This window comes from Streptomyces spororaveus, assembly GCF_016755875.1.
Lineage (GTDB): Bacteria > Actinomycetota > Actinomycetes > Streptomycetales > Streptomycetaceae > Streptomyces > Streptomyces spororaveus.
The window spans coordinates 5,401,796-5,428,506 of the sequence record NZ_BNED01000005.1 but is presented as its reverse complement, the minus strand read 5'-3'; the positions used below and the strand labels follow the sequence as shown (position 1 = coordinate 5,428,506).

Below are 26,711 nucleotides of genomic sequence, written 5' to 3'. Positions count from 1 at the left end.
AGTGGTTCCCATGAGCACCTCCGCCCCCACCACCCCCCTCCGCGTCGGCCTCATCGGCTACGGACTCGCCGGTTCCGTTTTCCACGCCCCCCTCGTGTCCGCCACGGACGGGCTCACCCTCGACACCGTCGTCACCTCCGACCCGGCCCGGCAGGCCCAGGCCCGCGCGGAGTTCCCCGACGTGCACATCGCCGCCACCGCCGACGAGCTGTGGGACCGGGACCTCGACCTGGTCGTGATCGCCTCCCCCAACCGGACGCACGTGCCGCTCGCCACCACCGCCCTCGAAGCCGGGATCCCGGTGGTCGTGGACAAGCCGCTCGCCGCCACCGCGGCCGAGGCCCGCGCGCTGGCCGCCCTCGCGGACCGCAGCGGAACCTTCCTCTCCGTCTTCCAGAACCGCCGCTGGGACAACGACTTCCTCACCCTGCGCCGGCTCATCGCCGACGGCGAGCTCGGCGAGGTCCAGCGCTTCGAATCCCGTTTCGAGCGCTGGCGCCCGCAGCTGAAGGGCGGCTGGCGCGAGTCGGGCGCCCCGGAGGAGATCGGCGGTCTGCTGTACGACCTCGGCAGTCACGTCGTGGACCAGGCGCTGGTGCTGTTCGGCCCGGCCGTACGCGTCTACGCGGAGACCGACGTGCGCCGCCCGGGCGCCGAGACCGACGACGACACCTTCATCGCCCTCACCCACGCGAACGGGGTCCGCTCCCACCTCTACGTCAGCGCGACCACCGCCCAGCTCGGACCTCGGCTGCGCGTCCTGGGCTCCCGGGCCGGCTACGTGAAGTACGGCCTCGACCCGCAGGAGGGCGCCCTGCGCGACGGACTGCGGCCGGGCGGGGACCTGCCCTGGGGCGAGGAGCCCCCGCACCTGTGGGGGCGGCTGGGCTCCGGCGAGTCCCCGCTGACCGGCGGCGGGATCCCGGTCCCCACCGAGCAGGGCGACTACCCGGCGTACTACGCGGCGGTGGCGGCCGCGCTGCGCACGGGCGGGCCCGCGCCCGTGACGGCGCAGGAGGCCGCGCAGTGCCTCGACGTACTGGAGGCGGCCCGCCGGTCGTCCGAGGAGGGCGTGGTCGTGGAGCTCCCCGGCCGTTCAGAGCGCTGAACGTCGGCGCGTACCGGAGCCGCGCACGCACGTGAGAGGCGGGGCCGCCGATGGCGGCCCCGCCCCTGCGTACACGCGCGCCGCGTGCGCGGCGTACACGTTCGAGTCGAGGCGGCTACGCGCCCTTGAACTCCTGGCGCTGACGGCCGAGACCCTCGATCTCCACCTCGACGACGTCACCGGCCCGCAGGTAGGGCTTCGGCTCCGGCTGCCCCATGGCGACGCCACCGGGCGTACCGGTGACGATGACATCGCCCGGGTACAGGGTCATGAAGTGGCTCAGGTACCGGACGACCTCGCCGACCGGGAAGATCTGGTCCGAGGTGTTGCCGTCCTGCTTGAGCTCACCGTTGACCCACAGCTTCACGTCCAGGACCTGCGGGTTCGGGACCTCGTCGGCGGTGAGCAGCCAGGGGCCGACCGGGGTGAAGGTCTCGCAGTTCTTCCCCTTGTCCCAGGTGCCGCCGCGCTCGATCTGGAACTCGCGCTCCGAGACGTCGTTGACCAGCACGTATCCGCCGACGTGTGCGAGCCCCTGCACGGCCGAGTCCAGGTAGCGGGCGGTGCTGCCGATGACGACGCCGAGCTCGGCTTCCCAGTCGGTCTTCACGCTGCCGCGCGGGATCAGCACGGTGTCGTCCGGGCCGACCACGGTGTCCGGGGCCTTCAGGAACAGGATCGGCTCGGCCGGCGGCTCCGCGCCGATCTCGGCGGCGTGGCCGAAGTAGTTCAGGCCGATGCCCACGACCTTGCCGATGCGGCCGACCGGGGCGCCGATGCGCAGGCCTTCGGGGCTCAGGACCGGAAGCTCACCGGACGCGGCCGCGTCCCGTACCCGGGTCAGCACGGAGTCGTCGGCGAGCAGGCCACCGTCCACATCCGTGATCAGGCCGGACAGGTCGCGCAGGGTCCCGTCCCGGTCGAGCAGCGCGGGGCGCTCCGACCCTACGGGTCCGACACGCAGCAGCTTCATGGGCATTCTCCCGTGGTCGTGGGTGGTCGGCCCCGGGGCGTGCCCAGGGCCGGCCGATGGGTTGCGGCCATCGGAGGATTTGGTCGATCCTCCAAGATGTCCACCCAATCCGCAAGACCCTGTTCACAGGCTGGAACGCACGCCTCCACCCGCCGCCTGCTCCGCCGGTTCAGACTGCTCCGCCCGCTCCTTGCGGTGCTGGAGCCAGGCCCGCTCCGCCACCGACCACGCGGTGGTGGTCAGCAGGTAGAGCCCGGCGGCCAGCGGCACCACGGCGGCAGTGATCAGCGTCCCGAACGACAGCAGGGGCAGTACGCCGCCCAGCTTGCGCATGACCTCCTGCTGCTCGGCACTCACCTCGCCCATGACCCCGGCCCCGGCCTTGGGGACGGCCTTGGCCCCGCCGCCGGTCCCGGGCTTCTTGGCGGCAGCGGCCTTCTTGGGCGCAGTGGCTGCGGCGGCGGCAGCGGCCGCGGCGACCGAGGCGGCCGTCCGGCGCCCCCGCACCGCGCTCCACGCGGCGACCACCGCGATCGCCCCGAACAGCCCGAGGAACACCAGCCCCTGCGCCCCGAACGGGCCGCCCTCACCCAGCGCCTCGGTCCACCGGGCCCCCAGCGGCGCGGCGAAGAGCCGATGGCTCAGCAGCTCTCCCCCCGACGAGAACGTCTTGTACATGAGGAAGAACACCGGCAGCTGGAGCAGCATGGGCAGACAGCCGGCCACCGGGGTCGCACCGCGGAAGGCGGCCCGGCTCAGCGGGTGCAGCGCGAGCCGTACGAGCACGGTGAACAGCACGATCGCGGCAGCGGTCGCGGATTGCGCCAGTACCGGCTCCAGCAGCCGGCCCAGCTCAGCAACAAGGTGGGTGAAAACGGACACGCGGGCCCTCCGAAGGGTCTCGTCGAACGTCGAAAGAGGTGCATTTCGGCGTGACGACCCGCGAGGGGCGACGACAGTGAATCAGTCAGCAGAAGGCGGGAACGAGAAGTACTGCGCGCCCCTACGCGGCCGTCGGGACGAGACGGCCGGGCGCCCTGGGCCGCGACCGGCCCGAGGCATCGGGATCACGCTGCGGCAGGAAAGCCGTGCGCTGCTCGCGATCACGGATCGCGGTGCGTATTCGGTGCGGCGGCACGGGCCGTACGAGCCGCGCGGCAGCGGCGAGGGCCGCGGTGCCCACGGCGACGGTGGCCGCGAGGGCGACCACCACGGCGCCCAGCCCGCCCTCCCCGGCGAACAGCCCGAGGATTCCGCCGAGCAGCACGACCGGGAGCAGCAGGGCAAGGACCCGCGAGGTCCCCGCGTACAGGGCGAGGGACAGCAGGCCGCCTTCGCGTCGTTGCCGAGCCATACGGACCTCCCCCTCTCCACTCCCGCGCACGAACTCCCGTACGACATCGATGGTAACCGGGCCCACCGGCAGATCCATCGGCCGTAAGTATCGAGGTCAGGAAGACTTGAGTAGGGTCCCCCAGACCACCAGCCGGTACTTCGAGGTGTACTCCGGCGTGCAGGTGGTGAGCGTGATGTACGCCCCGGGCTCGCTGTACCCCTGGTCCGGCTTCACCACGCTGCGCGGCACGGGCGCGATCACCCCGGTGTCCCGCTCGGTGGTCTCGCCGAGGATCTTCCCGACCACGTACGTGTACCGGTGCCCGCGCACGTCGACGATCAGCTCGTCGCCCGCCCGCAGCCGGTTGATGTACCGGAACGGCTCGCCGTGCGTGTTCCGGTGCCCGGCCAGCGCGAAGTTCCCCTGCGCCCCGGGCCCGGCGGTCCCCGGGTACTGCCCGGCGTACCCCTTGTCGAGGACGGCCCGCTTGTCGACGCCCTGCGCGACGGGTACGACGAGCCCGAGGACCAGGAGCCCTTGCTCCTCCAGGCCGCGGCCCACCTCGAACTGGCCGACGCACGCGACCGGGCGAGTGCCCTCTACGACCAACTCCTCTCCTCCTCCCCGTCCGACCCCCACCTGATCAAGGCCCTCCAGGCGGCGAACCTCTGGGAGTACGGCCACGAGGCGGAGGCCCGCGCCCTCATCTCGGGCATCCGTGCCGCCTCGCCCAAGGAACCCGCGCCGTGGGAGGTCATCGCGGAAGCCCTGGAGGCCCACGACGAGCTGGAGGCCTCGCACGACTGCTTCACCGAGGCGGCCACCCTCCTCATCGCGGAGGACGACCCGCTGACCCCGGCCACCACCGCCCTCCTCACGGGCCGCCACCGCGTACGCCGCCTCCTCGGACGCCCGCACGACGACTGGGACATGGTCGCCGACACCCGCCACATCGGCCCGATCCCCCTCGACGAGCTCCACGACCCGAAGCGCATCTGGGCGCTGGGCTCCGACGACCCCGCCGAACTGCGCGCCGAGATCGCCCGCCTGCGCGCCGAACTGGGCGACCGCCGCGCGGCCCTCTCCCGCCCCTTCCCGGTGGCGATCCTGCACTGGCCGCAGCGCGAACTGTCGGAGCTGCTGACCAGCTACCCGACCCTCGCCTCCGAGTACCCCTCGCACGAGGCCCACTTGAGGGACATCGAAACCTCCCTCCGCGCCCTGGCCGCCTCGGGCACGACGAACCTGGGCATCGTCACGGCGAGCGTCCCCTCGTACGAGGCCTTCGCCGCGTCGGAGAAGACCTCCCCGGCCTCCCCGTCCCTCCTGGCCGAATACGCCACGACCCTGGCAGCGCGCGGCAAGGCCGTCCCCTGGCCCCCGACCCCCACGGCCCCCTGCTGGTGCACCTCGGGCAAGCCGTACTCGGAATGCCACGCGGACGCCGGCACCACCGGCGGCAGATGAGCCGGGGCCGCCTCGCCCTCCAGGAGCCGGGGGAGCTCTGCACGGGCACCAACACGGGTGAGCACATCCTGCATGCGCCAGCCGAGGACTCCAAGCTGCAGGACGTCCTCAGCTGGCTGACCCCGCACGATGTCGCCGGGCTGTACACAGGGGCCATCGCGAACGCGATCGACTACGTGCTCGACGGTGCCAGAACAGGCCGCTACGACCTCCAGTCCCGCGAGGTGCACCCTGGAGAGAGGGCATCCGTGGGCGCGAAACTGGAGTACGAGGTCCTGCGTTCCTTCAGCCTCCCGAAAGCTGCACCGCTCGACACCCTGATAGCTGGCGTCCCCGTTGATATCAAGGCGACCGTCGGAGCGAACTGGGCCATTCCCTCAGAGGCGCACTGCCACCTCTGCATCTGCACCCAGATACAGCTTGGCCGCAACAGGCATCGTTCCTGGCTGGTCCGTACACACAAGTCTTGGCTCTACCGAGGCAAAGGGAACCGGGATGGCAAGCGGGGCCTCGCGGTGCAGGCCTGGGACAAGTGGAGCGTTCCGCTCTACGACTGGACGCCTCTGCCCGTCAATCCTCTGACGCTGCTCACACCGGAGCAGACGAACCGCGTCGTGGCCGAGAAGCCCGGGCAGGAGGAGCGCCTCACGCTGATGTTCCAGTACCTCGCGGGTCACATCATCCCCCGCAGTGTGATCTCAACAGTGGGCGCCGGACGGCACGATCCGCTGCGAAGAGCCCGCGGCGTCAGAAACAGGCTGGCCAAGGAGGGTCTCACCCTCCTGTGCGGCAAGTTCCCCGAGCAGCGGGACACCGCTGCTGCCCACGCGATTACGCTGGGTCCAGAGGACTGGGTAGCCCTGAGGACAGATGGAGAGCACGAAAGTGCAGGATGAAACGCCCTGGCAGCCTCCGGAGGGTTCCTGGGCTTCCACTGCCGCGCGCCGGCGCAACATGCAGGCCATCCGGAGCCGCGACACCAAACCGGAAAAGGCCATTCGGCACCTCGTGCACGCCAAGGGGCTGCGGTACCGGATCGCTGCCCGGCCTCTTCCTGATCTTCGCAGGACAGCCGACATGATCTTCCGGCCCGCGCGGGTAGCGGTCTTCATCGACGGCTGCTACTGGCACGGCTGTCCGGAGCACTACGTATCTCCGAAGACAAACCCGGGCTACTGGTCAGGAAAGGTCGCGGGGAACATAGCCCGGGACCGCGACACGGACCAGAGACTCGAAGAAGCCGGCTGGCTCGTGCTCCGTTTCTGGGAACACGAGGAGCCCGCCGCATGCGCTGAGGGGATCGCTTCCGCGGTCCGGGAGCGGCGTAGCCACCCCCGGACCGCGGAAGGCTAAACGCAGCCTTCCGGCTCGCCGATGGTCATCGGGCCGGCTACACGCAGAACCTTCGCGATCGCCTCGCCTACCGCCTGTGCCACGGGTGGCGGGAAGGCATTCCCGACCTGCCGGTACTGAGCCGTCTTGCCCGGAGTCTTCTCCCGCTCAGGGTCTCCTTCGAAGTCCCACTCCGGCGGGAAGCCCTGAATGATCGCGGCTTGCTGAACGGTGAGCATCGGGCCGTCGGGCCGGAACAGATCACGGTCTTCGCTCTGCTTCTTGCGGCATTCCTCAGGCGAGTTAGCGACGCCCAGAGCATCAACGCCCAGGTTCCTCCACGCCGCTTTGGCGCGGCTGGGCCCCAGATCCGCGCCCCCGTGCTTCTTCGAACCGCCGACGAGGGTAGGCGCGATGCCGTCGCTCTTGCCCCGCCAGCGCTCGAGCGCCGCCGTGGCCATGCGTTCACTCTCCCCGCCCTGCTTCAGGAAGGGCTCGTACCTGGCTGCCATCGTCTTGTCGAGGGCATAACGGACAGTCCGGATCTCCTCTTGCGGGGCAGGCCACTGAAATTCCTGGCCACCGAGGACATCCTTATGAATTGCCACGAGAATTGCGCGCGGGCGCAGCTGCGGAACGCCGAACTTACTCGCTTCCAGGACCCGCCATCCACACACCCTGTAACCGGCACCCTCGTAATACTTCGCAACGCCGGTCTGGGGATCAACCGCATCACCGCCTTGCAGGCGGGCCTCCACCCAAGTCCGATATTCCTCGAACTTGTCGTCCTTGATTCCGCGAACATTTTCAATCATGACCGCATGCGGCAGAACTTCATCCACGAGGTCAAGCATTCGCGGGAACAGGTCACGCTCGTCATCCTTGCCCAGCTGCTTGCCAGCATGAGAGAAAGGAGGGCAAGGAACACCGCCAGCCAGGAGGCTGAGCTCGCCACGCCGCAAGGGCCGCTCAAAGTACTTGAGCGGCTTCTTAAGGTTAATCATGGGTTTGAAGTCATTCACGTCATCTTGAATGACGTCGCAATAATCTCGCTCGAATTGCCAGTCGTCACGATCCTCGACGTTGCGGCGCAGCGTCGCCGCTGCGTGCTGGTCGATCTCGACGAGCGCAAGGTGACTGAAACCCGCCTGGTGGAGGCCGATGGCCTGCCCCCCGGCTCCCGCGCAAATCTCAATCGAGGTCAGCGTGTGATCGCCGGCTCCCATCGAGTCCTCCTGGTGTGGCAGATGCAGACAGGCAAGTGTCGCACCTGCCACCGACACCGGCGGCACTTCGGCCCATGCTGACGCACTGGCCTCCCAGCCCAGGGCTCCCACACGATGCCCTCGTCACACCCTGGCAGCCCCAATGTGGCGCAGCAGCGCCCGCATATCGGCCTCGTCCATACCTGCTGCCACAGGCCGCTCCTCCTGCAGATCGCCCAGCTGCCGCACGGCGGGGTCGTCGAGGATGGCGCCCATGAACTCAAGCTTCTCGGCCAGGCGGAGTGTCACCACCTCATCGATGGTCCCGGCGGAGGCGAGCACCGTGACACGCGTCTCAGTGCCGGATGCCAGCCCCAGCCGGTGGATCCGGTCGAGGCTCTGCAGGAAGCGCCCCGCCATGAAGTCGCGGTCCACGTAGACGGCGTCGTGACATTCACGGTGGAGGCTGATGCCTTCTCCCAGAGTGGCCGGGTTAGAAATCAGGACGCAGCAGTCAGGATCTTGCCGGAAGCGCCTGATCTGTTCCTCACGATCCGGTGTCCCCCCGTGGACGACGGCAGGCTGGTAGACGCTGAGCAGCCGCTCAAGACTCGTGATGTTCCGGACAAAGGTCGACCACAGCAGAGTCTTGCGCCCCGCTGCCGCATTCCGGGAAACGATGTCCCGCACGGCCTGATACTTCGGCGGCATTTCATGCTGGGGAAGCTTTTGCAGCAGCGTGAACAGCGACTCGTCCTCCGCCGCCTCCAGGGGTGGCACCTGGAAGTTGAGAGGCTCGTATCTGCTGCTGCCTTCCACCAGCAGGGCAGGACTCGTCGCAGCCATCAGAAGCCGCAGCATTGCCTTGCCGAGAGCATCGAAGTCATCTCTTGACGCTTCAGCCCGGGCAGTGAAGCGCCCCACTAGTGCGTCGTAGATCTCCCGGTGAAGACCATCCAGCTCTACCGTGCGGATTACCGGCTGGAAGGGTGGCAGCCCCAGTTCGCTCTTAGTCGTGCGAGTGAAAAGCGGCCGCAGAACCGAACTGGCGTGCGCAAGGTCGCCGCCCGCCACAGCCTGAGTGACGACGCGGCGCCCATGGCCGGGCCAGACGAACGACAGCAAGTTCTCCAGATCACGCGCTCCGTTCGGAGCCGGCGTGCCTGTGAGGATCAGGCGGCGGCGGCTGAGCGGACCCAGCGCCATACAGGCGCTGCCGTACGTCCCCTGTGCTCCGAGCTTCATCCTGTGTGCCTCATCCAGGATGACCATCGAGGGCGCCGCACGCAGCCATCCAGCGAGCCCGGCAAGCGAACGGTCCAGCCTCTCGTAATTAACCACCAGGATCTCCGCGTGCGGATCCGGCGGCCCGCCCATGATTCGGATGGCCGGGGGCGAACCGAAGCACTCCTGGCTCTCCGACAACCACGACTCGTATGCGGACTTGGGGCTCACGACCAAGAGGCGCCGGGCCAGCCCGCGCTCCTTCATCGCCGCGTAGACAGCCAGGCCAACCCTGGTCTTTCCGGCACCAGGAACGCTGAAGTTCGCACCATGGCGCATGGACAGCAGGCGGCCGATGTCCCTGACTTGAAAAGGTGTCAGATCGGCTTGCCAGTCCGGGCCCAGAGCCGCCATGACGGACTCATCGCCTGGAACATCAGACTCCGCCGCCCCCCGGACCAGGTAGTTCTCCGCCTGGTCCGCGTCATCAAGCACATCATTGACCAGCGCAAGAAGATCACCGTCCCAGTGAACGGACTCCGCGGCGGGCCAGTCCGACAAGACGTTGAGGCCGGTCAGGAAGCCATCAAGCGGAACTTCAACCATCAGCTGCCCGAGCCGCACGCCTTCGGGGAAACCTGCTGCCAGATGGGTCAGATCCATGCCGTACGGCGCAGCTGCCTGAAGCACGGCCTTGGTGCGGGATACATCGAAGCCGAGCCGGAGCGACGGTTCTGTCGCCTCGCTCACTCCGCCTCCTGCCGCATCGTGGCAAGCAGCCACGCCACACCGTCACCGGGTTCCTCAACGCTGCGCGAGGCCTCCCGTGCCAGCTTGAGCAGGCTCGACTTCAAGGCCAGTACCGCCTCGTCGAGACTCTCCTCGTCCAGACTGCGCGAGGCGCGAGCCAGCGCCAGGTCCGTAACGCACTGGTCAATGTCCTGGATAGCGTCGTGCAGCCGATCCGGGGCTGCCTGCTTGCGCTTGCGCACCCGGGCATCCTTGCCCGCCGGCACCAGTGCCTCCTCAACCGCTTCCTTCGCCTGCCTCCAGATCGCGGCAGCTTCATCTGCCTGCTCGCGGGGCACTGCCCCGGGAGCCCTCTCTACGGCTTTGGCTTGCAGCAGCACGTTGGTGAACGCCTTGGCAGCAGCCACCTGAGGGCTCTCGGCTCCCACACTCCGGTTCAGGCCCGGGATGACGCGCGCAGTGGGTGCTGCCGGAGTCTGCTTCAGCTGTTCCGGAAGGTGACGGTGCAGGTAGCGCGCCCTGAAGTCCACGTCGGCGAGCCGGACGTCCGTCTTGGAGAACTCAAGGACGATCAGAGCGAGCTTGTTCTCCTTGAGCAAGTCAGCCTGCCCCGGGTTCAGCTTGGACTCCTTGGTAAAGGCCCGGTGCAGCTCACGCAGCTTCTCCTGATGATCCTCAAAGTCCATCAGCTTGAGCTGAACCGCCCCCGTACGGGAACGGTTCACCAAGTCTTTCAGCGTAGTCAGTACCCACTGGTCCTGCTTAGCCGTTTCGGGCCTGATCCGGAATTCCCTCGCAATGTCCGCGAGCGGCCTGCCGTTGCCGACCTGCTCTTCAATCGTGAGGAGCCGGTTGATATAGGAGTACGGCCGACGGGTGTCATGACGAAGCTGCAGCGAGAGTTCCACCGAGTTGATGTCGGACCACGTGCAGGTCTCAGGCAATACGCCCACGCGGACACTGAGCACGCCGAGTTCACGGAGGGCTGCCACGCGGGTGTTGCCGTTGACGAGGATCCCGTCCCGAGTGATCAGACCCGGCTCGTTCTGACGGTACTCTTTGAGGCTGGATTTCAGGTCGTCGAAGTCACCGTCGCGCTTACCAGGGTTCGAAGGCAGTGCCTGCAGCAGGTGGCGGAGGTAGTCCTGGCTCTCCTCACTCCATGCGTCAGCCGTGAGCAGCTCGTCGCGGTCAGGGTCGAAGCTGCGCTGCGCTCGGATCCGGTGCGTCGAAGGGTTGAAGTACACCTGGTCGATGGGCATGTCGATGACCTGGACGACCATCGGCTTGGTCCGCCACTCAATGGTCAGAGTCTCCTGAAGCCCCTGGCCAGCGGCAGCCTCCTGGAGCCGCTTCTCAACCAGTTCCTGGTTCTCAGCGGCACGGGGCGGCCGGCCAAAGTCCATGCTCACGGTGTGTTGCCTCCAGTACAAGTGCGTGGGTGTGCAATGGGCGCGGCCGGGGGTCATGCACGACCCCCGGCCGCCTGTCCGGCGTTACGCCGACGGCAGCGCCAGGACTTCGCGGACCCTGTCCCGGGCATCAGCCGGCAAGGTCCGGATGTCTGCCCACAGCCGCTCCACCTCCGCGAACTCGCGGGTGTCGGCCGCGAGCCAGTCGGAAATCGTTTTGCGTTCCAAAGCTCCGAGCCGGCCCAGCCGGTTGAGGACGGACTTCAAGTCGGCAGTCAGGCCCCGGCCACCGACCCGGCAACGGTTGCATTCGGCTACGAGTTCCACCGTGCTGCTTCCATCGGGCAGCAGCACGGGACGCCGCGCAATATCGAGCTGAGCCGACTCGTAGGTACCCGCGAACGTCTCACCGGGCGTAATTCCGCACGACCGGCAGTGGTGTCCGTCCCGGGCGAGCACCTCGCGGCGCTGGGTGTCCGTAATCGAGCTCCCCGGCTTCGTCCCCTTGCCGGGCTCCCAGACCGGTTCCCCCTGGGCCACGAAACGCTGTTCGTGCTGCCCCAGGGTGACGTCCTCGCGATGGGTGTCGATCCTCCATCCGAAGTCACGCAGATCACGCACCCGGCGGTCGGCCTGGCTGACTCCGGGAAACGCGGCCTTCACGTCCTCCTTGGTGAAGACATTCCCTTCCCCCACCACAGCGACGAGCCACAGCGCCGCGCGCTTCATGGTGCCGAGCTTCTGATCCGTCCATGACGGAAGACCCATCGACTGTCTCCTAAATCCGGTCATACAGGAGCTGCTCAGCAGGGTCCGGGGACCGATACCTCCACCGGCAGCTCCAGCGGCTGGCTCAACTCTTGCCGACGCGCAGGCCCAGAAGCCAGCGTCAGTCCGGTATCGAGGCCAGAGGAAACGCCCCGCGCTTCGCCAACAGCTGTGGTTGCAGCAAGACTTCGGTCTATGAAGAAGCCCGGCATGAATGGAGAGACGGTGCCGCGCAAGACCAGGTGGAAGGAACTTCCTGACCTGCCCGAAGACCACCGGAGGCTCGTAGACATGCTTCGCAGGCTGCGCGAGTGCACGAACCGGACGCAGGCTGAGATCGCTGCTCAAGCATTCCTCGTGGCTTCCAGCCTCTCCAACCACCTCAACGGTGGCCGGATACCGGAGGAATCGCTGCTCGGCGCCTTCTTCACCGCCGTGCAGGCCGATGCCTCAGAGCAGGGTACGGAACTGCCCTGCACGCTTGGGGAGCTGCTGGAGCTACGGCGCCGCGCCCGGATTCAGCACTGCGACTGCCTGCCACACTCTGCCAGCGTGCAGCCCCCCGGTGGATCTGACGGTGATCCGCCGGCTTCCAAGCTGGCACCGCCTCGCGCTACTCACCGGTTACGCTCCCGCACCCATCTCCTCACCACCCGTTCGAAGGATCACTCCCGCTCCACAGCGCACGCCGTCCCGCCAGAAAATACGCTGCCGGTCCCCCCTGCAGAGGGGGACCGGCAGCGCAGGGTACTTTCAAGAGCAGCATGGACGGAGCTCGAAACAGTGACTCGCTTCCTTGCTGAAGGCAGGCACCGGGACGCTGGCTTCCTTCTGTGGCGAGCCGGTAAGACGCTGAGCGCGCGTCAGATTATCGAAGCGGTGACCTCATGCAGGGAGGTCGGGTTGCACGAGGCCGCGGAATCTGTACTCGCCGGCGTCAGCGAGCGTGCCGACAGGCAAGCCGTACTGAACATCACCGCCACTCTTCAAGCTGCCGGCAGGCACCAGGATGTCGGCTTTCTGCTGTCAGCCGCATCCAAGTAGCTCCGGACGCGGGGCCACGGCTGGCCTGCCGGCCATCGGCGGGAGGTAGGAGTCGGCAGGGAACGTTGACCGGTCCCGCCGTTCACCATGCCACGGGTGGAGAGGCCAGCTCGGATGTACGGCGAGGCCGGACCTCGAGCTTCGGCAGGGCCAAGGGGCTGCTCAGGCCCGGTCCGCCGCCGCGTAGGCCGCCGTGGCTACCGCGGCCGCCGCCGTGAAGACCGCCGGCCAGGGGCCGATCTTCTTCGCCAGGGGGTGTGATCCCGCGAACGCGGCGACGTACGCCGCGCCGAGGAGGGCCGTGGTCGTCGGGGTCGTGCGGCGGTGCCATTCGCGGGCCGCGACGCTGCCCGCGGCCGCCAGGACCACGCCGCCCAGCGGGCGTACGCCGGTCCAGCGGGCCGTGGCGTAGCCGCCGACCAGGCCGGCCGCCGCTATCGCCGAGGTGGGGATCTGCGCCATCGAGGGGCCTCCAGTCGTTCGAACGTGACGTCGCTACGAGGCTAACGCGCGCGCCGCGTGAAGCGGCGCGCGGTCGTCACGCCCAGGACCACGACGCCCCCGCCGAGGACGCCGGGCGGGACGGTGTCCTGGACGGCGCGGGGCAGTACCGCGATGACGCCCAGGGTGAGGAAGAACGCCACCGCGCACGCGGCGAGGCCGACCAGGGCTTTGTGGAGGAGAGAGGTGGGCACACCGGGTTCAACGCCGCGCCGGGGGCGGCGATACGGGCGGACCGGAACCCCGTACGGAAGTCGGATTTGTCGCACACCCTCCGGATCTGCGGACCTCCCTTCCGGGGAACGTACCCGGCGTAGATTCGCTCTTCGATAGGGGCGATACGACCCAAGCCGCCCAAGCCGGCCCAAGGAGCTGCAAACGTGATCTGTTATGGACCGGCCGTGCTGGACCTGTCGGACGAACTGGCCGACGCCTACAGCGAGGTGTTCTCCGCCCCACCGTGGAACGAGGACGAAGAAACCATTCGCCAGTTCGCCCTCCGGCTCCAGGCCGACAGCCGCCGCGCCGGTTTCCGTACCGCCTTCGCGCAGTCGGCCGCCGGCATCGACGGCTTCGCCACCGCCTGGATCACCCCCAAGGCGTTCCCCCGCGACCGCGGCTACGGACAGGTCTCCGCGCAGCTCGGCCGGCCGCGCGTACGGGAACTCCTCATCGGCGCCCTGGAGATCGACGAGCTCGCCGTACGCCCGCACGCGCGCGGGACCGGCACCGGGCGCGCCCTGCTCGCCGAGATCACCGCCGACGCCCCCGACGACCGCGCCTGGCTGCTGACCGCACGGGTGGCCACCGACACCGTCGCCACCTACCGGCGCCTCGGCTGGCACGAGGTCGCCCCCCTGCCCGGCACGCAGAACGGCGTCGTCGTCTTCCTCGCCCCGAACCACCCCTCGGCCTGAGCATCGCCCGCACCCCACCGGGCATACCCCGGGCATGATCACCCGTATCGCGCAGCGGCAGCAGAACCTGGCCACCTACCACCAGCTCAGGCAGGCCGGGATCCCGGCCGCCACCATCAGCGGCCGCAGCCGCCGCGGAGGACCCTGGCAGCGGCTCCTGCCCCGGGTGTACCTCCTGCAGACCGGCCCGCCGGACACCCGGCAGCAGGCGCTGTCCGCCGTCCTGTACGCCGCCCACCCCACGGCCGACCCGCTGTCCGGATCCACCGCCGCGCTCACCGGCGGCAGCGCGCTCGCGCTCCTCGGCATCCGCGACGCCCCGCCCGAACCGCTCGACGTCCTCGTCCGCGCCCCGCGCTCGCCCGTCGCCACGGGCCGGGTCCGGCCCTGCCCGACCTCGCGCTGGCCCGCCACCATCCACGTCTCCGGCGTCCCCAGCACCCGCCCGATCCGGGCCGCCGCCGACTTCGCGGCCCGTACGGACGACCCCGACCTGGTGCGCTCCGTACTGGCCAACGTCGTCCAGGGCGGCTGGTGCCACCCGCACGACCTGCACGCCGAACTACGCGCGGCCCGGGTCCGCGGCCGCCCCGCCGTACGGGTCGCGGCCGCCGAGCTGGTCGCCGGGGTCCGCTCGATCGCCGAGGGCCGCGCCCGCGACACCCTGGCGGCGACCGACCTCCCGGCCCCGCTCTGGAACGCCCGCCTCCACGGCCCGGACGGGGCCTTCCTCGCCAGCCCGGACGCGTACTGGCCCGAGGAGGGCGTGGCCCTGGAGATCGACTCCGCGGAGTACCACTACACGCGCGACGCCTGGCAGGCCACCGTCCACCGGCGGCTGCGCCTGGAATCCCGGGGCGTCCTGGTGGCCAGTACGACACCCGGAATCCTGCGCGACAGAGCGGCCGACGTGATCGCCGCCTTACGCGCGCTCCTGGTACTGGGCGCCGCCCGCCCCGCACCCGCGGAGGTCACCGCCCGCGGCCACGCCCAGCTGGAGCTGCCGCTCCCGCCGCCCTACGCCCCGAAGGCGCGGGACACCGTATAGATCAACAGGCCCGCCAGGGCGCCGACCACCGTGCCGTTGATACGGATGAACTGCAGGTCACGGCCGATGTGGGCCTCGATCTTGCGGGAGGTGTGCTCGGCGTCCCAGGCCGCCACCGTGTCCGTGATCAGCGAGGTGATCTCGGTCCGGTAGGTGGTGACCACGTAGACGACCGCGCCCTCGATCCAGCCCTCCACCTTCGCCTGCAGGCGGCCGTCGGTGGCCAGGCGCGCACCGAGGGAGATCAGCGAGGCGCGGACCCTCAGGCGCAGCTCGCTCTGCTCGTCCTCCGCCGCCGAGATGATCATCGACCGGATCGCCGACCATGCGGAGGCGATGACGTCCTGGACCTCGTCGCGTGCCAGGATCTCGGACTTGAGCCGCTCCACCTTCGCGCGGGTCTCCGTGTCCGACTGGAGATCGGCCGCGAAGTCCGTCAGGAAACGGTCCACCGCCCCGCGCGCCGGATGCTCGGGCATGTCCCGCATCTCCGTGACGAAGCGGAGCAGCTCCTTGTAGACGCGCTCGCCCACCTTGCGGTCCACGAACCTCGGGGTCCAGCCGGGGGCGCCGCCCTGGACCGCGTCCGTGATCGAGGCCCCGTGCGTGACCAGCCAGTCATGGGCCTTGGCGCAGATGAGGTCGACGGCCCGGCGGTGGCCGCCGTCCTCGACGACCCGCTCCAGGGTCTTGCCGATGCCCGGAGCGATCTCGGCGGTCTCGGCGCGCCGGGTGATGGCCTCGCCGACGACGGCCTGGACGTCGGAGTCGCGCAGCACGGTGAGCGCGCCGCGCAGGGCGGCGGCCAGCTCGGCGGTGACCCGGTCCGCGTGTTCGGGCTCGGCCAGCCAGGAGCCGAGGCGGCCGCCGATGCCGAGGGCGTGGAGGCGGGCCCGGACCACGTCGGACGAGAGGAAGTTCTCGCCGACGAACTCGCCGAGGGTGACGCCGAGCTGGTCCTTCTTGGTCGGGATGATCGCGGTGTGCGGGATGGGCAGGCCGAGCGGGTGCCGGAAGAGGGCGGTCACGGCGAACCAGTCCGCGAGCGCGCCGACCATGCCTGCCTCGGCCGCGGCGGCGACGAACGCGGCCCAGCCGCCGGCGCCCCAGGCGTGCTGGGCGTACTTGGCGAGTACGTAGATCAGCGCCACCAGGAGCAGCAGGCCGGTGGCGGTGGCCTTCATCCGCCGGACCCCGCGGCGGCGCTCCTCGTCGGCGGCGCTGAACACGAACATGCCCGCTGCTGCGCGGGCGGGCGGGGCGTTGCCGTTGCCTCCGGCGGTTTTGCGGTTCTCCACGTGATCCTGCCTTCCCCCGGGCGCCGGGTTTGTCTGCATAGCATCCGACTCCTGGGAGGCCGGGGGAGTTCCCGCCACGCCCTTCCGCTCCCGCGGCGGGTAGCGGTCCGGGCCGCGCCGCTGCCCCCGGCGGGGCGTGGTGGGGGCCGCGACGGTGCCCCCGGGCGGGGCGGGGTCCTGGCGTGGTGCGGGTTGGTCCGCGGGGCCGGGCAGGGGTGTCTCCTCGGCTCGCGCCTGCGGCGGGGCCGGCCCGTTCGGGGTGGTTGCGCGCTCGTCCTGCGGGGACACCCCTGCCCGTCCCCGCTCCCCCTGCGTCGGGCCCGGCTTCGGGGCACTGTCGAAGCACTTCCGTGGGGTGGGGACACGGCGGAGTGTCCCCGCAGGACGAGCGCGCAACCCAGGCCGACACAGCACCACACGGCCGCAGGCGCGAGCCGAGGAGACACTCCGGCGGGGCACCACCCCACACCACCCCCGGACGGAGCCGGGGCTACAGCTCTTTGCGGAGGGACGGGCCGCCCCGCGGGGGTTTGCGTTGTTTGACCTTGACCTCCACGCCGCCCCAGAAGGCGAAGCCCGTCACCACCACCCTCGGCGCGCCCGGTTCCGACCGGCCCGGGCTGTCGCGCTGGTCGAACGCGCCCATGAAACCGAAGCCCCGTACGTCGAGCTCCACCCCCGGCGGCACCGTGATCTCGATGCCGCCCATGACGGCGACGCAGTTGATCACCACCTCGCGCTGCGCGAAGTCCGCCTCCCGCAGGTCCAGCTCCCCGCCGCCCCAGAACGCCACCGCGTCGAACCGCGCCGGCACCGTCCACCGGCCCTTGCGCTGGAAGCCCGACATCACCGCGACGGCCGTCCCCGAGCCGCCCGCCCCGCCGATCCGGCCCGTCCAGGGCTCCGCGGCCGCCGTCGGCCGGGCCACCGGCCCGCCGTCCGCCGGCGCCGGCAGGTCCCGCGTCAGCGGTTCCAGTTCCGCGTAGGTCCGCGACTTGTACGCCGCGTCCAGCCGCTCCTCGAACTCTTCCATGTCGAGCCGGCCCTCGGCGACGGCGTCCCGCAGACGCTCCACCACCCGGTCCCGGTCGGCGTCCGACGCCCTCAGCTCCGGCAACGGCTTCTCCGGCCGCTCGTCACTCATGCGGACCAGACTATGCACGGTTGTCGGGGAGTTGTATGGCTCGGCCCCTGAGATCGCCTCCGGATCGCCCCCGGCTTTTCCCTGATCCGGGCGCACCCGCGAAGCGTCAGCCCCGCCCCGCGTACATCCGCGCGATCACGTCCTCGATGTCCGGCTCCCGCACCGACAGGTCCACCAGCGGATAGTCCGCCGCCACCGCCGCCACCAGCGGTGCCGCCGACGCCCCCGCCGGGAACGCCAGCCACTGCCGCGGTCCCTCCACCTTCACCACCCGCGCCCCCGCCACACTGATCGGCCCGAGCTCCCGCTCCAGGTCCACCACCAGCGTCCGCTCGCTCTCGCCGGCCGCTCCCGCCGTGTGCAGCCCGCCCAGCGGCCCGTCGTACATCAGCCGCCCGTGGTCGATCACCATCACCCTCTCGCACAGCTGCTCGATGTCCTGGAGGTCGTGCGTCGTGAGGAGCACGGTCGTACCGAGTTCCGCGTTCAGCTGCCGCAGGAAGCCCCGTACCTTCGCCTTGCTCACCACGTCCAGCCCGATCGTCGGCTCGTCGAGGTACAACACCTCCGGATCGTGCAGCAGCGCCGCCGCGATGTCCCCGCGCATCCGCTGCCCGAGCGACAACTGGCGTACCGGTACGTCCAGCAGCTCGGCCAGGTCGAGACGGTCCACGCAGCGCTCCAGGTTCTCCTCGAACCGCGCCCGCGGCACCCGGTACAGCCGCCGCATCAGCCCGTACGAGTCCTTCAGCGGCAGGTCCCACCACAGCGTGGTGCGCTGCCCGAACACCACCCCGATCCGGTGCGCGAGCCGCATCCGCTCCCGCGCCGGGTCGATCCCCGCGACCCGCAGCCGGCCGCCGGTCGGCGTCAGGATGCCGGTCAGCATCTTGATCGTGGTGGACTTCCCGGCACCGTTGGGCCCGATGTAGCCGACCATCTCGCCGCGGGCGACCTCGAAGCTGATCCCGTCCACCGCCCTGACCTGGTGTTTCTCCCGGCGTATCAGGCTCACGCGGCGCCGTACGTCAAAGACCTTCTCGACCCCGTCCAACGAGATCAGCGCATCCGCCACAGCTCTAGCTCCCCGTGCTTCGGTACGAACGGACTCCCGCGCGCCACGCCAGCGACGCGGGCAGGAACACCACGAAGGCCACCAGCGGGCTCAGGTACGCGACCCACCCGGGCAGCCCCAGCGGATCGGGCCGCCCCAGCACGTGCAGGGCGGGCAGCCAGTTGACGAAGGCCAGCGGGACGATGAAGGTCACCCCGCGCAGCAGGTCCTTCGCGAAGACCGTCGGCGGGTACTGGAGCATCGTGCAGCCGCCGTAGGTGAAGGAGTTCTGCACCTCCGCCGCGTCCCCGGTCACGAACTGGAAGGCCGCGCCGGTGACCATCACCGCCCCGAAGATCGCCGCCCCGGCGATCACCATCACGGGGACCAGCAGCACCTTCCCGGCCGTCCAGTCCACGTCCAGGGTCCAGAGCGCCCAGCCCATCACCCCGAGCCCCTGCCCGATCCGGCCCAGCCGGCGCAGCGCGAACCGGTCCGCCGCGACCTGCGCGAGCACCGGGACGGGCCGTACCAGCATCGTGTCGAGCGAGCCGTCGCGGATCCGGGCGCCGACCCGGTCGGTGTTCCCCAGCAGCAGGTCCGCCAGGCCCAGGGAGGCCGAGCAGGATCCGTACAGCAGGGCGATCTCGGGCAGCGTGAAGCCGCCGAGCACGTCGACGTGCGAGAACATGATGAAGATCGCGACGAAGTCCAGCAGGGTGATCGCCGCCTGCCCGACGGTCGTCAGGGCGAAGGACGTCCGGTAGGTCATCGTGGACCGGATCCACATCGCCACGATCAGCCGGTAGCCGCGCAGCCCCTCCCGGACCGGACCGCCGCGCCGCGGCCGGCCCCGCTCCGGCGCGGGCCCGGCGTCCACCGCGAACCCGCCGGCCCGCGCACCCGGCGACAGGGCCGCCGCTTCCGCCTCAGCCACCCTGGACCACCACCTTCCGCGTCGCGGCCGACTGCAACAGCCGCCCCGTGCCCAGCAGTACGAGCGCCCACCCGGCCTGGAAGCCCAGCGCCTCGGCCGCGCCTCCGGCCCCCGCGTGCTTGCCCAGCAGGACGTCCATCGGAACCTGCAGCATCGCCGCCCACGGCAGGACGCGGACGAACTCGCCGAAGCCGCCCGGGAAGACGGTCAGCGGCAGCAGCATCCCGGAGAAGAAGACCGAGGCGAGGGTGGCCATGATGTTGACCCCCGCCCCGTCCATCAGCCAGAAGGCCACCAGCCCCACCATGTAGCGCAGCGCGAAGCTGACCACCAGCGCGAGCAGGACGGACACCAGGAACAGCAGCCAGCGCAGCGGATCCGAGGGCAGCGCCAGCGGGAACGCCAGCGCGCCCGCCACCAGCGGCACCACGCCGCGGCCCAGCAACTGGAAGGCCGCCCGGCCCAGATCGGCTGCGAGCCACCACAGCTGGAGGTCCGCGGGCCGGTAGAGGTCGACGGCGATGTCGCCCGTCCGGATCCGCTCCTGGAGCTCCTCCTGGAAGCCGCCGCCGATCAGCGCGGCGGCGGCCAGCAGCGATTGGCTCACCCAGACGAAGGTCAGCGCCTGCGCCTGGTCGTAGCCGCCGAGTCCGGGGCGCTCGTCCCACAGCGCGATGTACGTGTACGCGACGATGAACCCGAACACGGTGTTGGTGAACACCCCGGCCGCCGTCGCCGTCCCGTAGGTGGCGTAGCGCCTGAATCCGCCGGCCGCGACGGCCAGGTGGAGACGCACTGTCCGAAGCACCGTATCCCTCCGTTTCCCACGTCGTTCCTACGTCGGCCAAAGCGCGCGAGCTTAGTGCGGAGGGGCGAGCCACGCGACCGATTTATGCCCGTCCGGAGCGGAATCAGCGGCCATCGGGTAGACACCATGAGGTACAGAAGTGGATATTTTGAACGGCGTCGAGGAGTCCTGGAGATGAGCGACCAGTCACCACCCCCGGGCTGGACCCCTCGCGACCCCGACACCCCGCCCGACGTACCGCAGCCGCGGGCGGCGACACCCGACGAGGCATCGCACCAGGGCCGGCCGGGGAAGGGGGCCGGGAAGAAGGCCCGGCGCAGGAGGACCGGCTGGCGCCGCGCCGTCCCCACCTGGCGCATGGTCCTGGGCACCGTCCTGCTCCTCGCCCTGCTGATCGGCGGGGCCCTCGTGGCCGGCTACCTGCTGGTCGACATCCCGCCGGCCAACTCCGCCGCCACCGCGCAGTCCAACGTCTACCTCTACTCCGACGGCTCCCAGATCGCCCGCGACGGCGAGGTCAACCGCGTCAACGTGCCGCTGTCGCAGATCCCGCGGACCGTGCAGGAGGCCGTACTGGCCGCCGAGGACCGGGACTTCTACTCCGAACGGGCGGTGGACCCCAAGGCGATGCTCCGGGCCGCCTGGAACACCGCGACCGGCAAGGGCACCCAGTCCGGTTCGACCATCACCCAGCAGTACGTCAAGAACTACTACTTGGGCCAGGAACAAACGATCAAACGGAAGATCAAAGAGTTCTTCATCGCGATCAAACTCGGTCGCGAGAAGTCGAAGAACTACATCCTTGAGGGTTACCTGAACACCAGCTACTTCGGCCGCAACGCCTACGGCATCCAGGCCGCCGCCCAGGCCTACTACGGCAAAGACGTCAACAAACTCACCACCGCCGAGGGCGCCTACCTCGCCACCCTCCTCAACTCCCCCAGCGCCTTCGACGTCGTCTCCCACCCCCAGAGCCGCCCCCGCGCCCTCGCCCGCTGGAACTACGTGCTCGACGGCATGGTCAAGAAGCAATGGCTTCCCGCAGCCGAACGCGCCACCACCCAGTTCCCCGAACCGGGCAAGGTCCGCGCGGCCGCCGGCCTGTCCGGCCAGCGCGGCTACCTCGTCGAAGCGATCAAGGACTACATCGTCGACAACAAGATCCTCGACGACAAGACCCTCGCCGAAGGCGGCTACCGCATCACCACCACCATCGACAGACGCCGCCAGGGCGCCCTCGTCGAAGCGGTCGACGACCAGATGGTCAGCAAGCTCGAACCCGAGACGCGCAAGGCGGACCGGCTGGTCCGGGCCGGCGGGGTCTCCATCGACCCGGCCACCGGCAAGGTCCTCGCCATGTACGGCGGCATCGACTACACCAAGCAGTACGTCAACAACGCGACCCGCCACGACTACCAGGTCGCCTCCACCTTCAAGCCCTTCGTCTTCGCCGCCGCCGTCGAGAACGACTCCCGCACCCAGGACGGCCGCCGGATCACCCCGAACACGATCTACAACGGCGACAACCGGCGCCCGGTCGTCGGCGGCCGCATCCGCTTCGCCCCCGAGAACGAGGGACAGGTCTCCTACGGCAACATCACCGTCAACACCGCCACCGACCTCTCCGTCAATGCCGTGTACGCGCAGATGGCGGTCGACGTCGGCACCGGCAAGGTCAAGAAGACCGCCATCGACCTCGGCATCCCCGAGAACACCCCCAACTTCGTCCCCGGCCCGGCCATGGCCCTCGGCACCCTGCAGGCCAGCGTCCTGGACATGACCCAGGCCTACGCCACCCTCGCCGACCACGGCCGCCGCACCCCCTACACCTTCCTGGAGAAGATCACCAAGGGCGGCGACACCATCGGCCTCCCCCAGCGCACCCCCACCCAGGCCATCAGCCGCGAAGCCGCCGACACCACCACGTCCATGCTCGTCAGCGTCGTGGACAACGGCACCGGTACGGCCGCCCTCGCCGCCGGCCACCCGGCCGCGGGCAAGACCGGCACCGGCGAACTGGACCGCTCGGCCTGGTTCGCGGCCTACACCCCGGACCTCGTCACCGTGATCTCGATGATGGGCCAGGACCCCGACACCGGAACCCTGCAATCCCTCTACGGCGCCCTCGGCGAGGCCCGCATCGGCGGCGGCGGCTACCCCGCCCGGATCTGGGCCGCGTACACGAAGACCGCCCTGGAGGGCACCGACCCCGTCGACTTCGACCTGGAACTCCAGCCCGGCGCCGCACAGCCCCCACCACCGACCGGCCAGGAATCGAACCCGCCGCAGGAAACCACCGGCGAACCCTCGCCCAGCACCTCCGAGCGCCCGACCCGGCCCTCGCCGTCGAACCCGACGGGCGGCCGCAACCAGGGCGGACAGAACAACGGCGGCCAGAACCAAGGCGGCCAGGACAACGGGGGCCAGAACAACGGCGGCCAGGACAACGGCGGTCAAGGCAACGGCGGCCAGGACAACGGCGGCACCACCCAGGGCGGCGACCAGGGCGGCACCACCCAGGGCACCCAGGGCGCCACCCAGGGCAGCGCGCAAGGCACCGCCCAGGGCAGCGCACAGGGCAGCGACGGCGGCCCGGCCGAAGGCCTGCGACCGCCGTCGGCGTTCCTCGAATAGCGCGGATCAGTGACCGGAGGTCGCCTTCAGCCCCACCACGGCGACCAGCAGCAGACAGATGAAGAAGATCCGGGCGGCGGTGACGGGCTCACCCAGCACCGCCATACCGAGCACCGCCGCGCCGGCCGCGCCGATGCCCACCCACACCCCGTACGCCGTACCGATGGGCAGGGTCTTCGCGGCGTACGACAGCAGCACCATGCTCGCGACGATCCCGGCACCCGTGAACACACTGGGCCACAGCCGGGTGAAACCGTCCGTGAACTTCATGCCGATCGACCAGCCGACTTCGAGCAGACCGGCCACGAGAAGAAGAACCCATGCCATGACGGCACCTCCGAGACAACGAGCGATACGGGGTGCGTCGTCTTGTCGTACCCGGTACGGCGCGTCTCGTCGGGGTTCTCCCCCACCGTAGCAAAAGACGGCAAAAAGGGCCGGTGACCTGCGCCACCAGCCCTTTCCTCTCCCGCGGCCCCCTACAGGTACAGCCCGGTGGAGTCCTCCGACCCCTCCAGCCGCTCCGCGGCCACCGCGTGCAGGTCCCGCTCGCGCATCAGCACGTACGTCGCCCCCCGCACCTCGACCTCGGCACGGTCCTCGGGGTCGTACAGCACCCGGTCACCGGGCTCGACCGTCCGGACGTTCTGCCCGACCGCGACCACCTCCGCCCAGGCCAGCCGCTTGCCCACCGCGGCCGTCGCGGGAATCAGGATGCCGCCGCCCGAGCGCCGCTCGCCCTCCGGCAGATCGGACTTCACGAGCACGCGGTCGTGCAGCATGCGAATGGGCAGCTTGTCGTGGGTGGTGTTCTCGCTCACGCCCCGAACCTACCTGCCCGCTGCCGCCCCGTGCCGCTCAGGGTCATCCGCGCTTGCGGCGCGCCGACACCACGAGCAGCCCGACCAGACTCACCGCGACCAGCGCGACGGGCACGATCCGGTCGATGCGCGGAGCCCCGTCGTCGTGACGCAGCCCGTCCTTCAGGTCCGTCACGATCCGGTTCACCGTGGCGAAGGCCCGCCCGGCGGTCTGGTCGACGGTCGAGGCGACCCGTGCCTTCGCGTCCCCGATGATCGTCTTCGGGTGCATGCGCACGCCGATCTCGTCGAGCGTCTCGGCGAGCTGCTCACGGCGGCGGACGATGTCCGCCTCGATCTGTGCGGGGGTCCTGGCTTCCGGCACCGCGCTGCCTCCGTCGTCGTGGTCCTGTGGGGCGTAGTCCGCCATGAACAGTCTGTCAGCTTAGTCTCATGGCATACCGATCCCCTCCCGAGGAGAGTGTCACGATGAGCGAGCGACTCCAGCCGGGCGACACCGCCCCCGCCTTCACCCTGCCCGATGCGGACGGCAACGAGGTCTCGCTCGCCGACCACAAGGGCCGCAAGGTGATCGTCTACTTCTACCCGTCCGCGCTGACCCCGGGCTGCACGAAGCAGGCCTGCGACTTCACGGACAACCTGTCCTTCCTGACGGGACACGGCTACGACGTCATCGGCGTGTCCCCGGACAAGCCGGAGAAGCTGGCGAAGTTCCGCGAGCAGGAGGACCTGAAGGTCACCCTGGTCAGCGACCCGGAGAAGGAGACGCTGACGGCGTACGGCGCGTACGGCGAGAAGAAGCTGTACGGCAAGACGGTCACCGGGGTCATCCGCTCCACGGTGGTCGTCGACGAGGAGGGCAAGGTCGAGCACGCCTTCTACAACGTCAAGGCGACGGGCCACGTAGCGAAGATCATCAAGGACCTGGGCCTCTGACCCCCCGCCCCACGGAACGGCCCGCACCCCCGGTGCGGGCCGTTCCGTTCACCGGACGTAACCCCCCGTAACCGTCCGCGTCCCGGACCCGTTGTTCCGTACGAGTGCCGCACATGCGGCCGAACACACGGGGGCGAAAATGAACGACGCGTACGAGCGGGAGGCACTGGCCGCGGCCGTTGCAGAATCGAAGAACTGGGCCGATCTGATGAGGCGGCTCGGGCTGAGGGCCAGTGGCGGACAGCACCGGGCGCTCCAGGCGAAGGTGAAGCTCCACGGGATCGACACCGACCACTTCTCACGCCGGGGCTTCCGGCACACCTACACGGACGAGGCCCTCGCCTCGGCCGCAGCCTCCTCCTCGACCGTCCACGAGGTAGCACTGAAACTCGGCGCCCGACCGGCGACCGGCACCCTCTCGCACATCGTTCGCCGCATGAGCGCGGCAGGCATCGACACCAGCCACTTCAAGGGCGCGAAGCGTGATCGCGTCGAGTTGCCCTTCACAGGGGAGGAGCTCAGGGACGCCGCCGCCTCCTCCGACAGCATCAGGGGTACGGCGCGCACGCTGGGCATGATCGACGACGGCCGGTCGCGTGCCGCACTCGCGAGAGCGCTGAAAAAGCAGGGCATCAGCACCGCTCACTTCCGGAACTCGCGCCTGCTCATCCCCGAGGCCGCATTGCGTGCGGCCGTTCCGGGCGCTACGAGTTATGCGGACCTCATGCGTGCACTCGGCATCGAGGTCAACGACGTGAACCACCGCCGACTGCGACGCAAGGTGGCACAACTCGGACTGGACGTCCGTCATTTCACGCGCCGCCCGTGGAGCCGGCGTCCGGCGGCGACGGTCGAGCCCATCGCACCTTCCGTACTCACCCTGCGTCCGGAAGGGTCCCCGCGACCCAAACGCTCCCGACTGCATCAGGCCCTGCAGGAAGTCGGGGTCCCCTACGCCTGCGCCGACTGCGGGAACCCCGGCGAATGGCGGGGGCGGCCGATCACCCTTCAGATCGATCACGTCAACGGCGACTGGCTCGACAGCCGACGCGAGAACCTCAGGTACCTCTGCCCCAACTGCCACACCCTGACGGACACGTGGTGCCGGAAGCGCCCTCCCCGGGCTGACTCCAGCCCCGGTCGCCCGTAGACTGAGAGCGACCCAGTAGGGCGCAATGTCTGAATTGGGTCATATTTCGCGGTTGTGGTGGAATTGGCAGTCACGCTTGGTTTAGGTCCAAGTGGGGTAAAACCCGTGGGGGTTCGAGTCCCCCCAACCGCACACTCACGTCGAAGGCCCCGTACGCAGTTGTCGCGTACGGGGCCTTCGACGTTGCCGCGTCCCGGCGACGGCCCGCCGGATCGAGCGGCGTCAGCCCAGGAGGGCTCGGACGAAGGGGACCAGGGCGCGGAAGGCCTGGCCTCGGTGGGAGATGGCGTTCTTCTCCGCCGCCGTCAGCTCCGCGCACGTGCGGGTGTCGCCCTGCGGCTGGAGGATCGGGTCGTAGCCGAAGCCGCCCGTGCCGGACGGGGTGTGGCGCAGGGTGCCCAGGAGGCGGCCCTCGACGACGCGTTCGGTGCCGTCCGGCAGGGCCAGGGCCGCCGCGCACGCGAAGTGGGCCCCGCGGTTCTCGTCGGCGATGTCGCCGAGCTGGGCCAGCAGCAGGTCCAGGTTGGCCTTGTCGTCGCCGTGCGTCCCGGCCCAGCGGGCCGAGAAGATGCCGGGGGCGCCGTGCAGGACGTCCACGCAGAGGCCGGAGTCGTCGGCGACCGCCGGCAGGCCGGTGGCGCGGGCCAGGGCGTGGGCCTTGAGGAGGGCGTTCTCGGCGAAGGTGACGCCGGTCTCCTTGACGTCCGGGATCTCCGGGTACGCGTCCGCGCCGACCAGCTCGTGCGGCAGGCCGGCGTCGGACAGGATCGCGCGGAGTTCGGAGACTTTGCCCGCGTTGCGGGTGGCCAGGATGAGGCGGCTGGGCGTCGAGGTCATGCCCTCA

29 protein-coding genes, 1 tRNA gene and 1 riboswitch are annotated in these 26,711 nt (G+C 69.9%); of the genes, 11 read left to right on the top strand and 19 right to left on the bottom strand.

What is annotated here, in order from left to right; all coding sequences use genetic code 11:
- Positions 1–10 precede the first annotated feature (10 nt).
- A complete protein-coding gene (locus Sspor_RS26920; protein WP_202201415.1) occupies positions 11–1,108 on the top strand; it encodes a Gfo/Idh/MocA family oxidoreductase in 1,098 nt (365 codons plus the stop codon).
- A 115-nt stretch (positions 1,109–1,223) separates the two neighbouring features.
- On the opposite strand, the gene Sspor_RS26915 is transcribed toward Sspor_RS26920, so the two are convergent.
- The 4 genes from Sspor_RS26915 to Sspor_RS26900 form a co-directional block, all read right to left on the bottom strand.
- Positions 1,224–2,081 carry a fumarylacetoacetate hydrolase family protein gene (locus Sspor_RS26915; RefSeq protein ID WP_202201414.1) on the bottom strand — a complete coding sequence of 286 codons (858 nt, stop codon included), beginning with the start codon at positions 2,079–2,081 and terminating at the stop codon, positions 1,224–1,226.
- Positions 2,082–2,204: 123 nt separating this feature from the next.
- Positions 2,205–2,963, bottom strand: coding sequence for a YidC/Oxa1 family membrane protein insertase (locus tag Sspor_RS26910; protein WP_202201413.1), 759 nt, complete (start codon positions 2,961–2,963; stop codon positions 2,205–2,207).
- A gap of 121 nt (positions 2,964–3,084) precedes the next feature.
- Positions 3,085–3,435: a DUF6412 domain-containing protein gene (locus Sspor_RS26905; RefSeq protein WP_202204146.1), complete on the bottom strand. Its 351-nt coding sequence runs from the start codon at positions 3,433–3,435 to the stop codon at positions 3,085–3,087.
- A gap of 96 nt (positions 3,436–3,531) precedes the next feature.
- On the bottom strand, positions 3,532–3,978 hold the full coding sequence (locus Sspor_RS26900; RefSeq protein WP_373318832.1) for a sortase domain-containing protein: 447 nt from the start codon (positions 3,976–3,978) through the stop codon (positions 3,532–3,534).
- Between Sspor_RS26900 and Sspor_RS26895 the strand changes: the two genes are divergently transcribed.
- The 3 genes from Sspor_RS26895 to Sspor_RS26885 are packed head-to-tail and all read left to right on the top strand — an operon-like array spanning position 3,916 to position 6,237.
- Positions 3,916–4,884: a DUF8829 domain-containing protein gene (locus Sspor_RS26895; protein WP_373318909.1), complete on the top strand. Its 969-nt coding sequence runs from the start codon at positions 3,916–3,918 to the stop codon at positions 4,882–4,884. The two genes, Sspor_RS26900 and Sspor_RS26895, sit on opposite strands and share 63 nt — an antisense overlap.
- Positions 4,881–5,780: a NaeI family type II restriction endonuclease gene (locus Sspor_RS26890; protein ID WP_202201411.1), complete on the top strand. Its 900-nt coding sequence runs from the start codon at positions 4,881–4,883 to the stop codon at positions 5,778–5,780. Before Sspor_RS26895 ends, Sspor_RS26890 begins: the two co-directional genes overlap by 4 nt.
- Positions 5,755–6,237, top strand: a complete 483-nt coding sequence (locus Sspor_RS26885; protein ID WP_202201410.1) for a very short patch repair endonuclease — start codon at positions 5,755–5,757, stop codon at positions 6,235–6,237. Before Sspor_RS26890 ends, Sspor_RS26885 begins: the two co-directional genes overlap by 26 nt.
- On the opposite strand, the gene Sspor_RS26880 is transcribed toward Sspor_RS26885, so the two are convergent.
- The 4 genes from Sspor_RS26880 to Sspor_RS26865 all read right to left on the bottom strand — a co-directional run bounded on the left by Sspor_RS26880 (position 6,234) and on the right by Sspor_RS26865 (position 11,575).
- Entirely contained in the window at positions 6,234–7,442 is a 1,209-nt protein-coding gene (locus Sspor_RS26880; RefSeq protein ID WP_202201409.1) for a DNA cytosine methyltransferase, read from the bottom strand. The two genes, Sspor_RS26885 and Sspor_RS26880, sit on opposite strands and share 4 nt — an antisense overlap.
- Positions 7,443–7,565: 123 nt before the next feature.
- Positions 7,566–9,395, bottom strand: coding sequence for a DEAD/DEAH box helicase (locus Sspor_RS26875; protein ID WP_237404041.1), 1,830 nt, complete (start codon positions 9,393–9,395; stop codon positions 7,566–7,568).
- A complete protein-coding gene (locus tag Sspor_RS26870; RefSeq protein ID WP_202201408.1) occupies positions 9,392–10,807 on the bottom strand; it encodes a ParB N-terminal domain-containing protein in 1,416 nt (471 codons plus the stop codon). Before Sspor_RS26870 ends, Sspor_RS26875 begins: the two co-directional genes overlap by 4 nt.
- An 84-nt stretch (positions 10,808–10,891) precedes the next feature.
- On the bottom strand, positions 10,892–11,575 hold the full coding sequence (locus tag Sspor_RS26865) for a KpnI family restriction enzyme N-terminal domain-containing protein (RefSeq protein WP_202201407.1): 684 nt from the start codon (positions 11,573–11,575) through the stop codon (positions 10,892–10,894).
- A gap of 195 nt (positions 11,576–11,770) precedes the next feature.
- Here Sspor_RS26865 and Sspor_RS26860 point away from each other — a divergent pair, with 195 nt between their 5' ends.
- On the top strand, positions 11,771–12,619 hold the full coding sequence (locus Sspor_RS26860) for a hypothetical protein (RefSeq protein ID WP_202201406.1): 849 nt from the start codon (positions 11,771–11,773) through the stop codon (positions 12,617–12,619).
- A gap of 162 nt (positions 12,620–12,781) precedes the next feature.
- Here Sspor_RS26860 and Sspor_RS26855 read toward each other — a convergent pair whose 3' ends face one another.
- Together Sspor_RS26855 and Sspor_RS26850 are read right to left on the bottom strand one after the other, a co-directional pair.
- Positions 12,782–13,081, bottom strand: a complete 300-nt coding sequence (locus tag Sspor_RS26855) for a hypothetical protein (RefSeq protein WP_202201405.1) — start codon at positions 13,079–13,081, stop codon at positions 12,782–12,784.
- A 41-nt stretch (positions 13,082–13,122) separates the two neighbouring features.
- Positions 13,123–13,314, bottom strand: coding sequence for a hypothetical protein (locus Sspor_RS26850; protein WP_202201404.1), 192 nt, complete (start codon positions 13,312–13,314; stop codon positions 13,123–13,125).
- A gap of 186 nt (positions 13,315–13,500) precedes the next feature.
- Between Sspor_RS26850 and Sspor_RS26845 the strand changes: the two genes are divergently transcribed.
- On the top strand, positions 13,501–14,037 hold the full coding sequence (locus tag Sspor_RS26845; RefSeq protein WP_237404040.1) for a GNAT family N-acetyltransferase: 537 nt from the start codon (positions 13,501–13,503) through the stop codon (positions 14,035–14,037).
- A gap of 34 nt (positions 14,038–14,071) precedes the next feature.
- Positions 14,072–15,085, top strand: coding sequence for a hypothetical protein (locus Sspor_RS26840; RefSeq protein WP_202201403.1), 1,014 nt, complete (start codon positions 14,072–14,074; stop codon positions 15,083–15,085).
- Here the strand turns inward: Sspor_RS26840 and Sspor_RS26835 are convergent.
- The 5 genes from Sspor_RS26835 to Sspor_RS26815 form a co-directional block, all read right to left on the bottom strand.
- Positions 15,055–16,320 (bottom strand): DUF445 domain-containing protein, encoded by a 1,266-nt coding sequence (locus Sspor_RS26835; protein ID WP_237404383.1) that lies wholly within the window; start codon positions 16,318–16,320, stop codon positions 15,055–15,057. The two genes, Sspor_RS26840 and Sspor_RS26835, sit on opposite strands and share 31 nt — an antisense overlap.
- Before the next feature lie 553 nt (positions 16,321–16,873).
- Positions 16,874–17,527 carry a DUF1707 SHOCT-like domain-containing protein gene (locus Sspor_RS26830; RefSeq protein WP_202201401.1) on the bottom strand — a complete coding sequence of 218 codons (654 nt, stop codon included), beginning with the start codon at positions 17,525–17,527 and terminating at the stop codon, positions 16,874–16,876.
- 106 nt (positions 17,528–17,633) lie between these two features.
- The gene (locus Sspor_RS26825; RefSeq protein WP_202201400.1) at positions 17,634–18,602 is read right to left on the bottom strand and encodes an ABC transporter ATP-binding protein; all 969 of its coding nucleotides are present in this window, start codon (positions 18,600–18,602) and stop codon (positions 17,634–17,636) included.
- A gap of 4 nt (positions 18,603–18,606) precedes the next feature.
- Positions 18,607–19,518: an ABC transporter permease gene (locus Sspor_RS26820; protein ID WP_372499663.1), complete on the bottom strand. Its 912-nt coding sequence runs from the start codon at positions 19,516–19,518 to the stop codon at positions 18,607–18,609.
- A complete protein-coding gene (locus Sspor_RS26815) occupies positions 19,511–20,314 on the bottom strand; it encodes an ABC transporter permease (RefSeq protein WP_202203886.1) in 804 nt (267 codons plus the stop codon). Before Sspor_RS26815 ends, Sspor_RS26820 begins: the two co-directional genes overlap by 8 nt.
- Positions 20,315–20,500: 186 nt before the next feature.
- Here Sspor_RS26815 and Sspor_RS26810 point away from each other — a divergent pair, with 186 nt between their 5' ends.
- Positions 20,501–22,960, top strand: coding sequence for a transglycosylase domain-containing protein (locus tag Sspor_RS26810; RefSeq protein ID WP_202201399.1), 2,460 nt, complete (start codon positions 20,501–20,503; stop codon positions 22,958–22,960).
- A 6-nt stretch (positions 22,961–22,966) separates the two neighbouring features.
- Here Sspor_RS26810 and Sspor_RS26805 read toward each other — a convergent pair whose 3' ends face one another.
- The 3 genes from Sspor_RS26805 to Sspor_RS26795 all read right to left on the bottom strand — a co-directional run bounded on the left by Sspor_RS26805 (position 22,967) and on the right by Sspor_RS26795 (position 24,145).
- On the bottom strand, positions 22,967–23,287 hold the full coding sequence (locus Sspor_RS26805) for a DMT family transporter (RefSeq protein WP_030009036.1): 321 nt from the start codon (positions 23,285–23,287) through the stop codon (positions 22,967–22,969).
- Between the two features lie 31 nt (positions 23,288–23,318).
- Positions 23,319–23,389, bottom strand: a riboswitch (guanidine-III (ykkC-III) riboswitch).
- A gap of 50 nt (positions 23,390–23,439) precedes the next feature.
- Positions 23,440–23,781, bottom strand: a complete 342-nt coding sequence (locus Sspor_RS26800; protein WP_030009035.1) for a GroES family chaperonin — start codon at positions 23,779–23,781, stop codon at positions 23,440–23,442.
- A gap of 43 nt (positions 23,782–23,824) precedes the next feature.
- Positions 23,825–24,145 carry a DUF3618 domain-containing protein gene (locus Sspor_RS26795; RefSeq protein ID WP_202203885.1) on the bottom strand — a complete coding sequence of 107 codons (321 nt, stop codon included), beginning with the start codon at positions 24,143–24,145 and terminating at the stop codon, positions 23,825–23,827.
- A gap of 104 nt (positions 24,146–24,249) precedes the next feature.
- Between Sspor_RS26795 and bcp the strand changes: the two genes are divergently transcribed.
- From bcp to Sspor_RS26780, 3 genes are all read left to right on the top strand, one after another.
- Positions 24,250–24,717: a thioredoxin-dependent thiol peroxidase gene (gene bcp, locus Sspor_RS26790; protein ID WP_202201398.1), complete on the top strand. Its 468-nt coding sequence runs from the start codon at positions 24,250–24,252 to the stop codon at positions 24,715–24,717.
- A 139-nt stretch (positions 24,718–24,856) separates the two neighbouring features.
- A complete protein-coding gene (locus Sspor_RS26785) occupies positions 24,857–25,867 on the top strand; it encodes an HNH endonuclease signature motif containing protein (protein ID WP_202201397.1) in 1,011 nt (336 codons plus the stop codon).
- Between the two features lie 48 nt (positions 25,868–25,915).
- Positions 25,916–25,999 (top strand) — tRNA-Leu (locus Sspor_RS26780).
- 90 nt (positions 26,000–26,089) lie between these two features.
- Here the strand turns inward: Sspor_RS26780 and rdgB are convergent.
- Positions 26,090–26,704 (bottom strand): RdgB/HAM1 family non-canonical purine NTP pyrophosphatase, encoded by a 615-nt coding sequence (gene rdgB, locus Sspor_RS26775; protein WP_030724334.1) that lies wholly within the window; start codon positions 26,702–26,704, stop codon positions 26,090–26,092.
- Between the last annotated feature and the right edge of the window lie 7 nt (positions 26,705–26,711).

Excerpts from the sequence above, each read along its gene's own strand:
- Sspor_RS26785 (WP_202201397.1), top strand. The coding sequence starts at position 24,857 with ATGAACGACGCGTACGAGCGGGAGGCACTGGCCGCGGCCGTTGCAGAA.
- Sspor_RS26835 (WP_237404383.1), bottom strand. The coding sequence starts at position 16,320 with ATGTTCGTGTTCAGCGCCGCCGACGAGGAGCGCCGCCGCGGGGTCCGG.
- Sspor_RS26865 (WP_202201407.1), bottom strand. The coding sequence starts at position 11,575 with ATGGGTCTTCCGTCATGGACGGATCAGAAGCTCGGCACCATGAAGCGC.
- Sspor_RS26830 (WP_202201401.1), bottom strand. The coding sequence starts at position 17,527 with ATGAGTGACGAGCGGCCGGAGAAGCCGTTGCCGGAGCTGAGGGCGTCG.
- Sspor_RS26885 (WP_202201410.1), top strand. The coding sequence starts at position 5,755 with ATGGAGAGCACGAAAGTGCAGGATGAAACGCCCTGGCAGCCTCCGGAG.
- Sspor_RS26810 (WP_202201399.1), top strand. The coding sequence starts at position 20,501 with ATGAGCGACCAGTCACCACCCCCGGGCTGGACCCCTCGCGACCCCGAC.
- Sspor_RS26880 (WP_202201409.1), bottom strand. The coding sequence starts at position 7,442 with ATGGGAGCCGGCGATCACACGCTGACCTCGATTGAGATTTGCGCGGGA.
- Sspor_RS26915 (WP_202201414.1), bottom strand. The coding sequence starts at position 2,081 with ATGAAGCTGCTGCGTGTCGGACCCGTAGGGTCGGAGCGCCCCGCGCTG.
- rdgB (WP_030724334.1), bottom strand. The coding sequence starts at position 26,704 with ATGACCTCGACGCCCAGCCGCCTCATCCTGGCCACCCGCAACGCGGGC.
- Sspor_RS26905 (WP_202204146.1), bottom strand. The coding sequence starts at position 3,435 with ATGGCTCGGCAACGACGCGAAGGCGGCCTGCTGTCCCTCGCCCTGTAC.
- Sspor_RS26840 (WP_202201403.1), top strand. The coding sequence starts at position 14,072 with ATGATCACCCGTATCGCGCAGCGGCAGCAGAACCTGGCCACCTACCAC.
- Sspor_RS26860 (WP_202201406.1), top strand. The coding sequence starts at position 11,771 with ATGAAGAAGCCCGGCATGAATGGAGAGACGGTGCCGCGCAAGACCAGG.
- Sspor_RS26805 (WP_030009036.1), bottom strand. The coding sequence starts at position 23,287 with ATGGCATGGGTTCTTCTTCTCGTGGCCGGTCTGCTCGAAGTCGGCTGG.
- Sspor_RS26855 (WP_202201405.1), bottom strand. The coding sequence starts at position 13,081 with ATGGCGCAGATCCCCACCTCGGCGATAGCGGCGGCCGGCCTGGTCGGC.
- bcp (WP_202201398.1), top strand. The coding sequence starts at position 24,250 with ATGAGCGAGCGACTCCAGCCGGGCGACACCGCCCCCGCCTTCACCCTG.
- Sspor_RS26890 (WP_202201411.1), top strand. The coding sequence starts at position 4,881 with ATGAGCCGGGGCCGCCTCGCCCTCCAGGAGCCGGGGGAGCTCTGCACG.
- Sspor_RS26920 (WP_202201415.1), top strand. The coding sequence starts at position 11 with ATGAGCACCTCCGCCCCCACCACCCCCCTCCGCGTCGGCCTCATCGGC.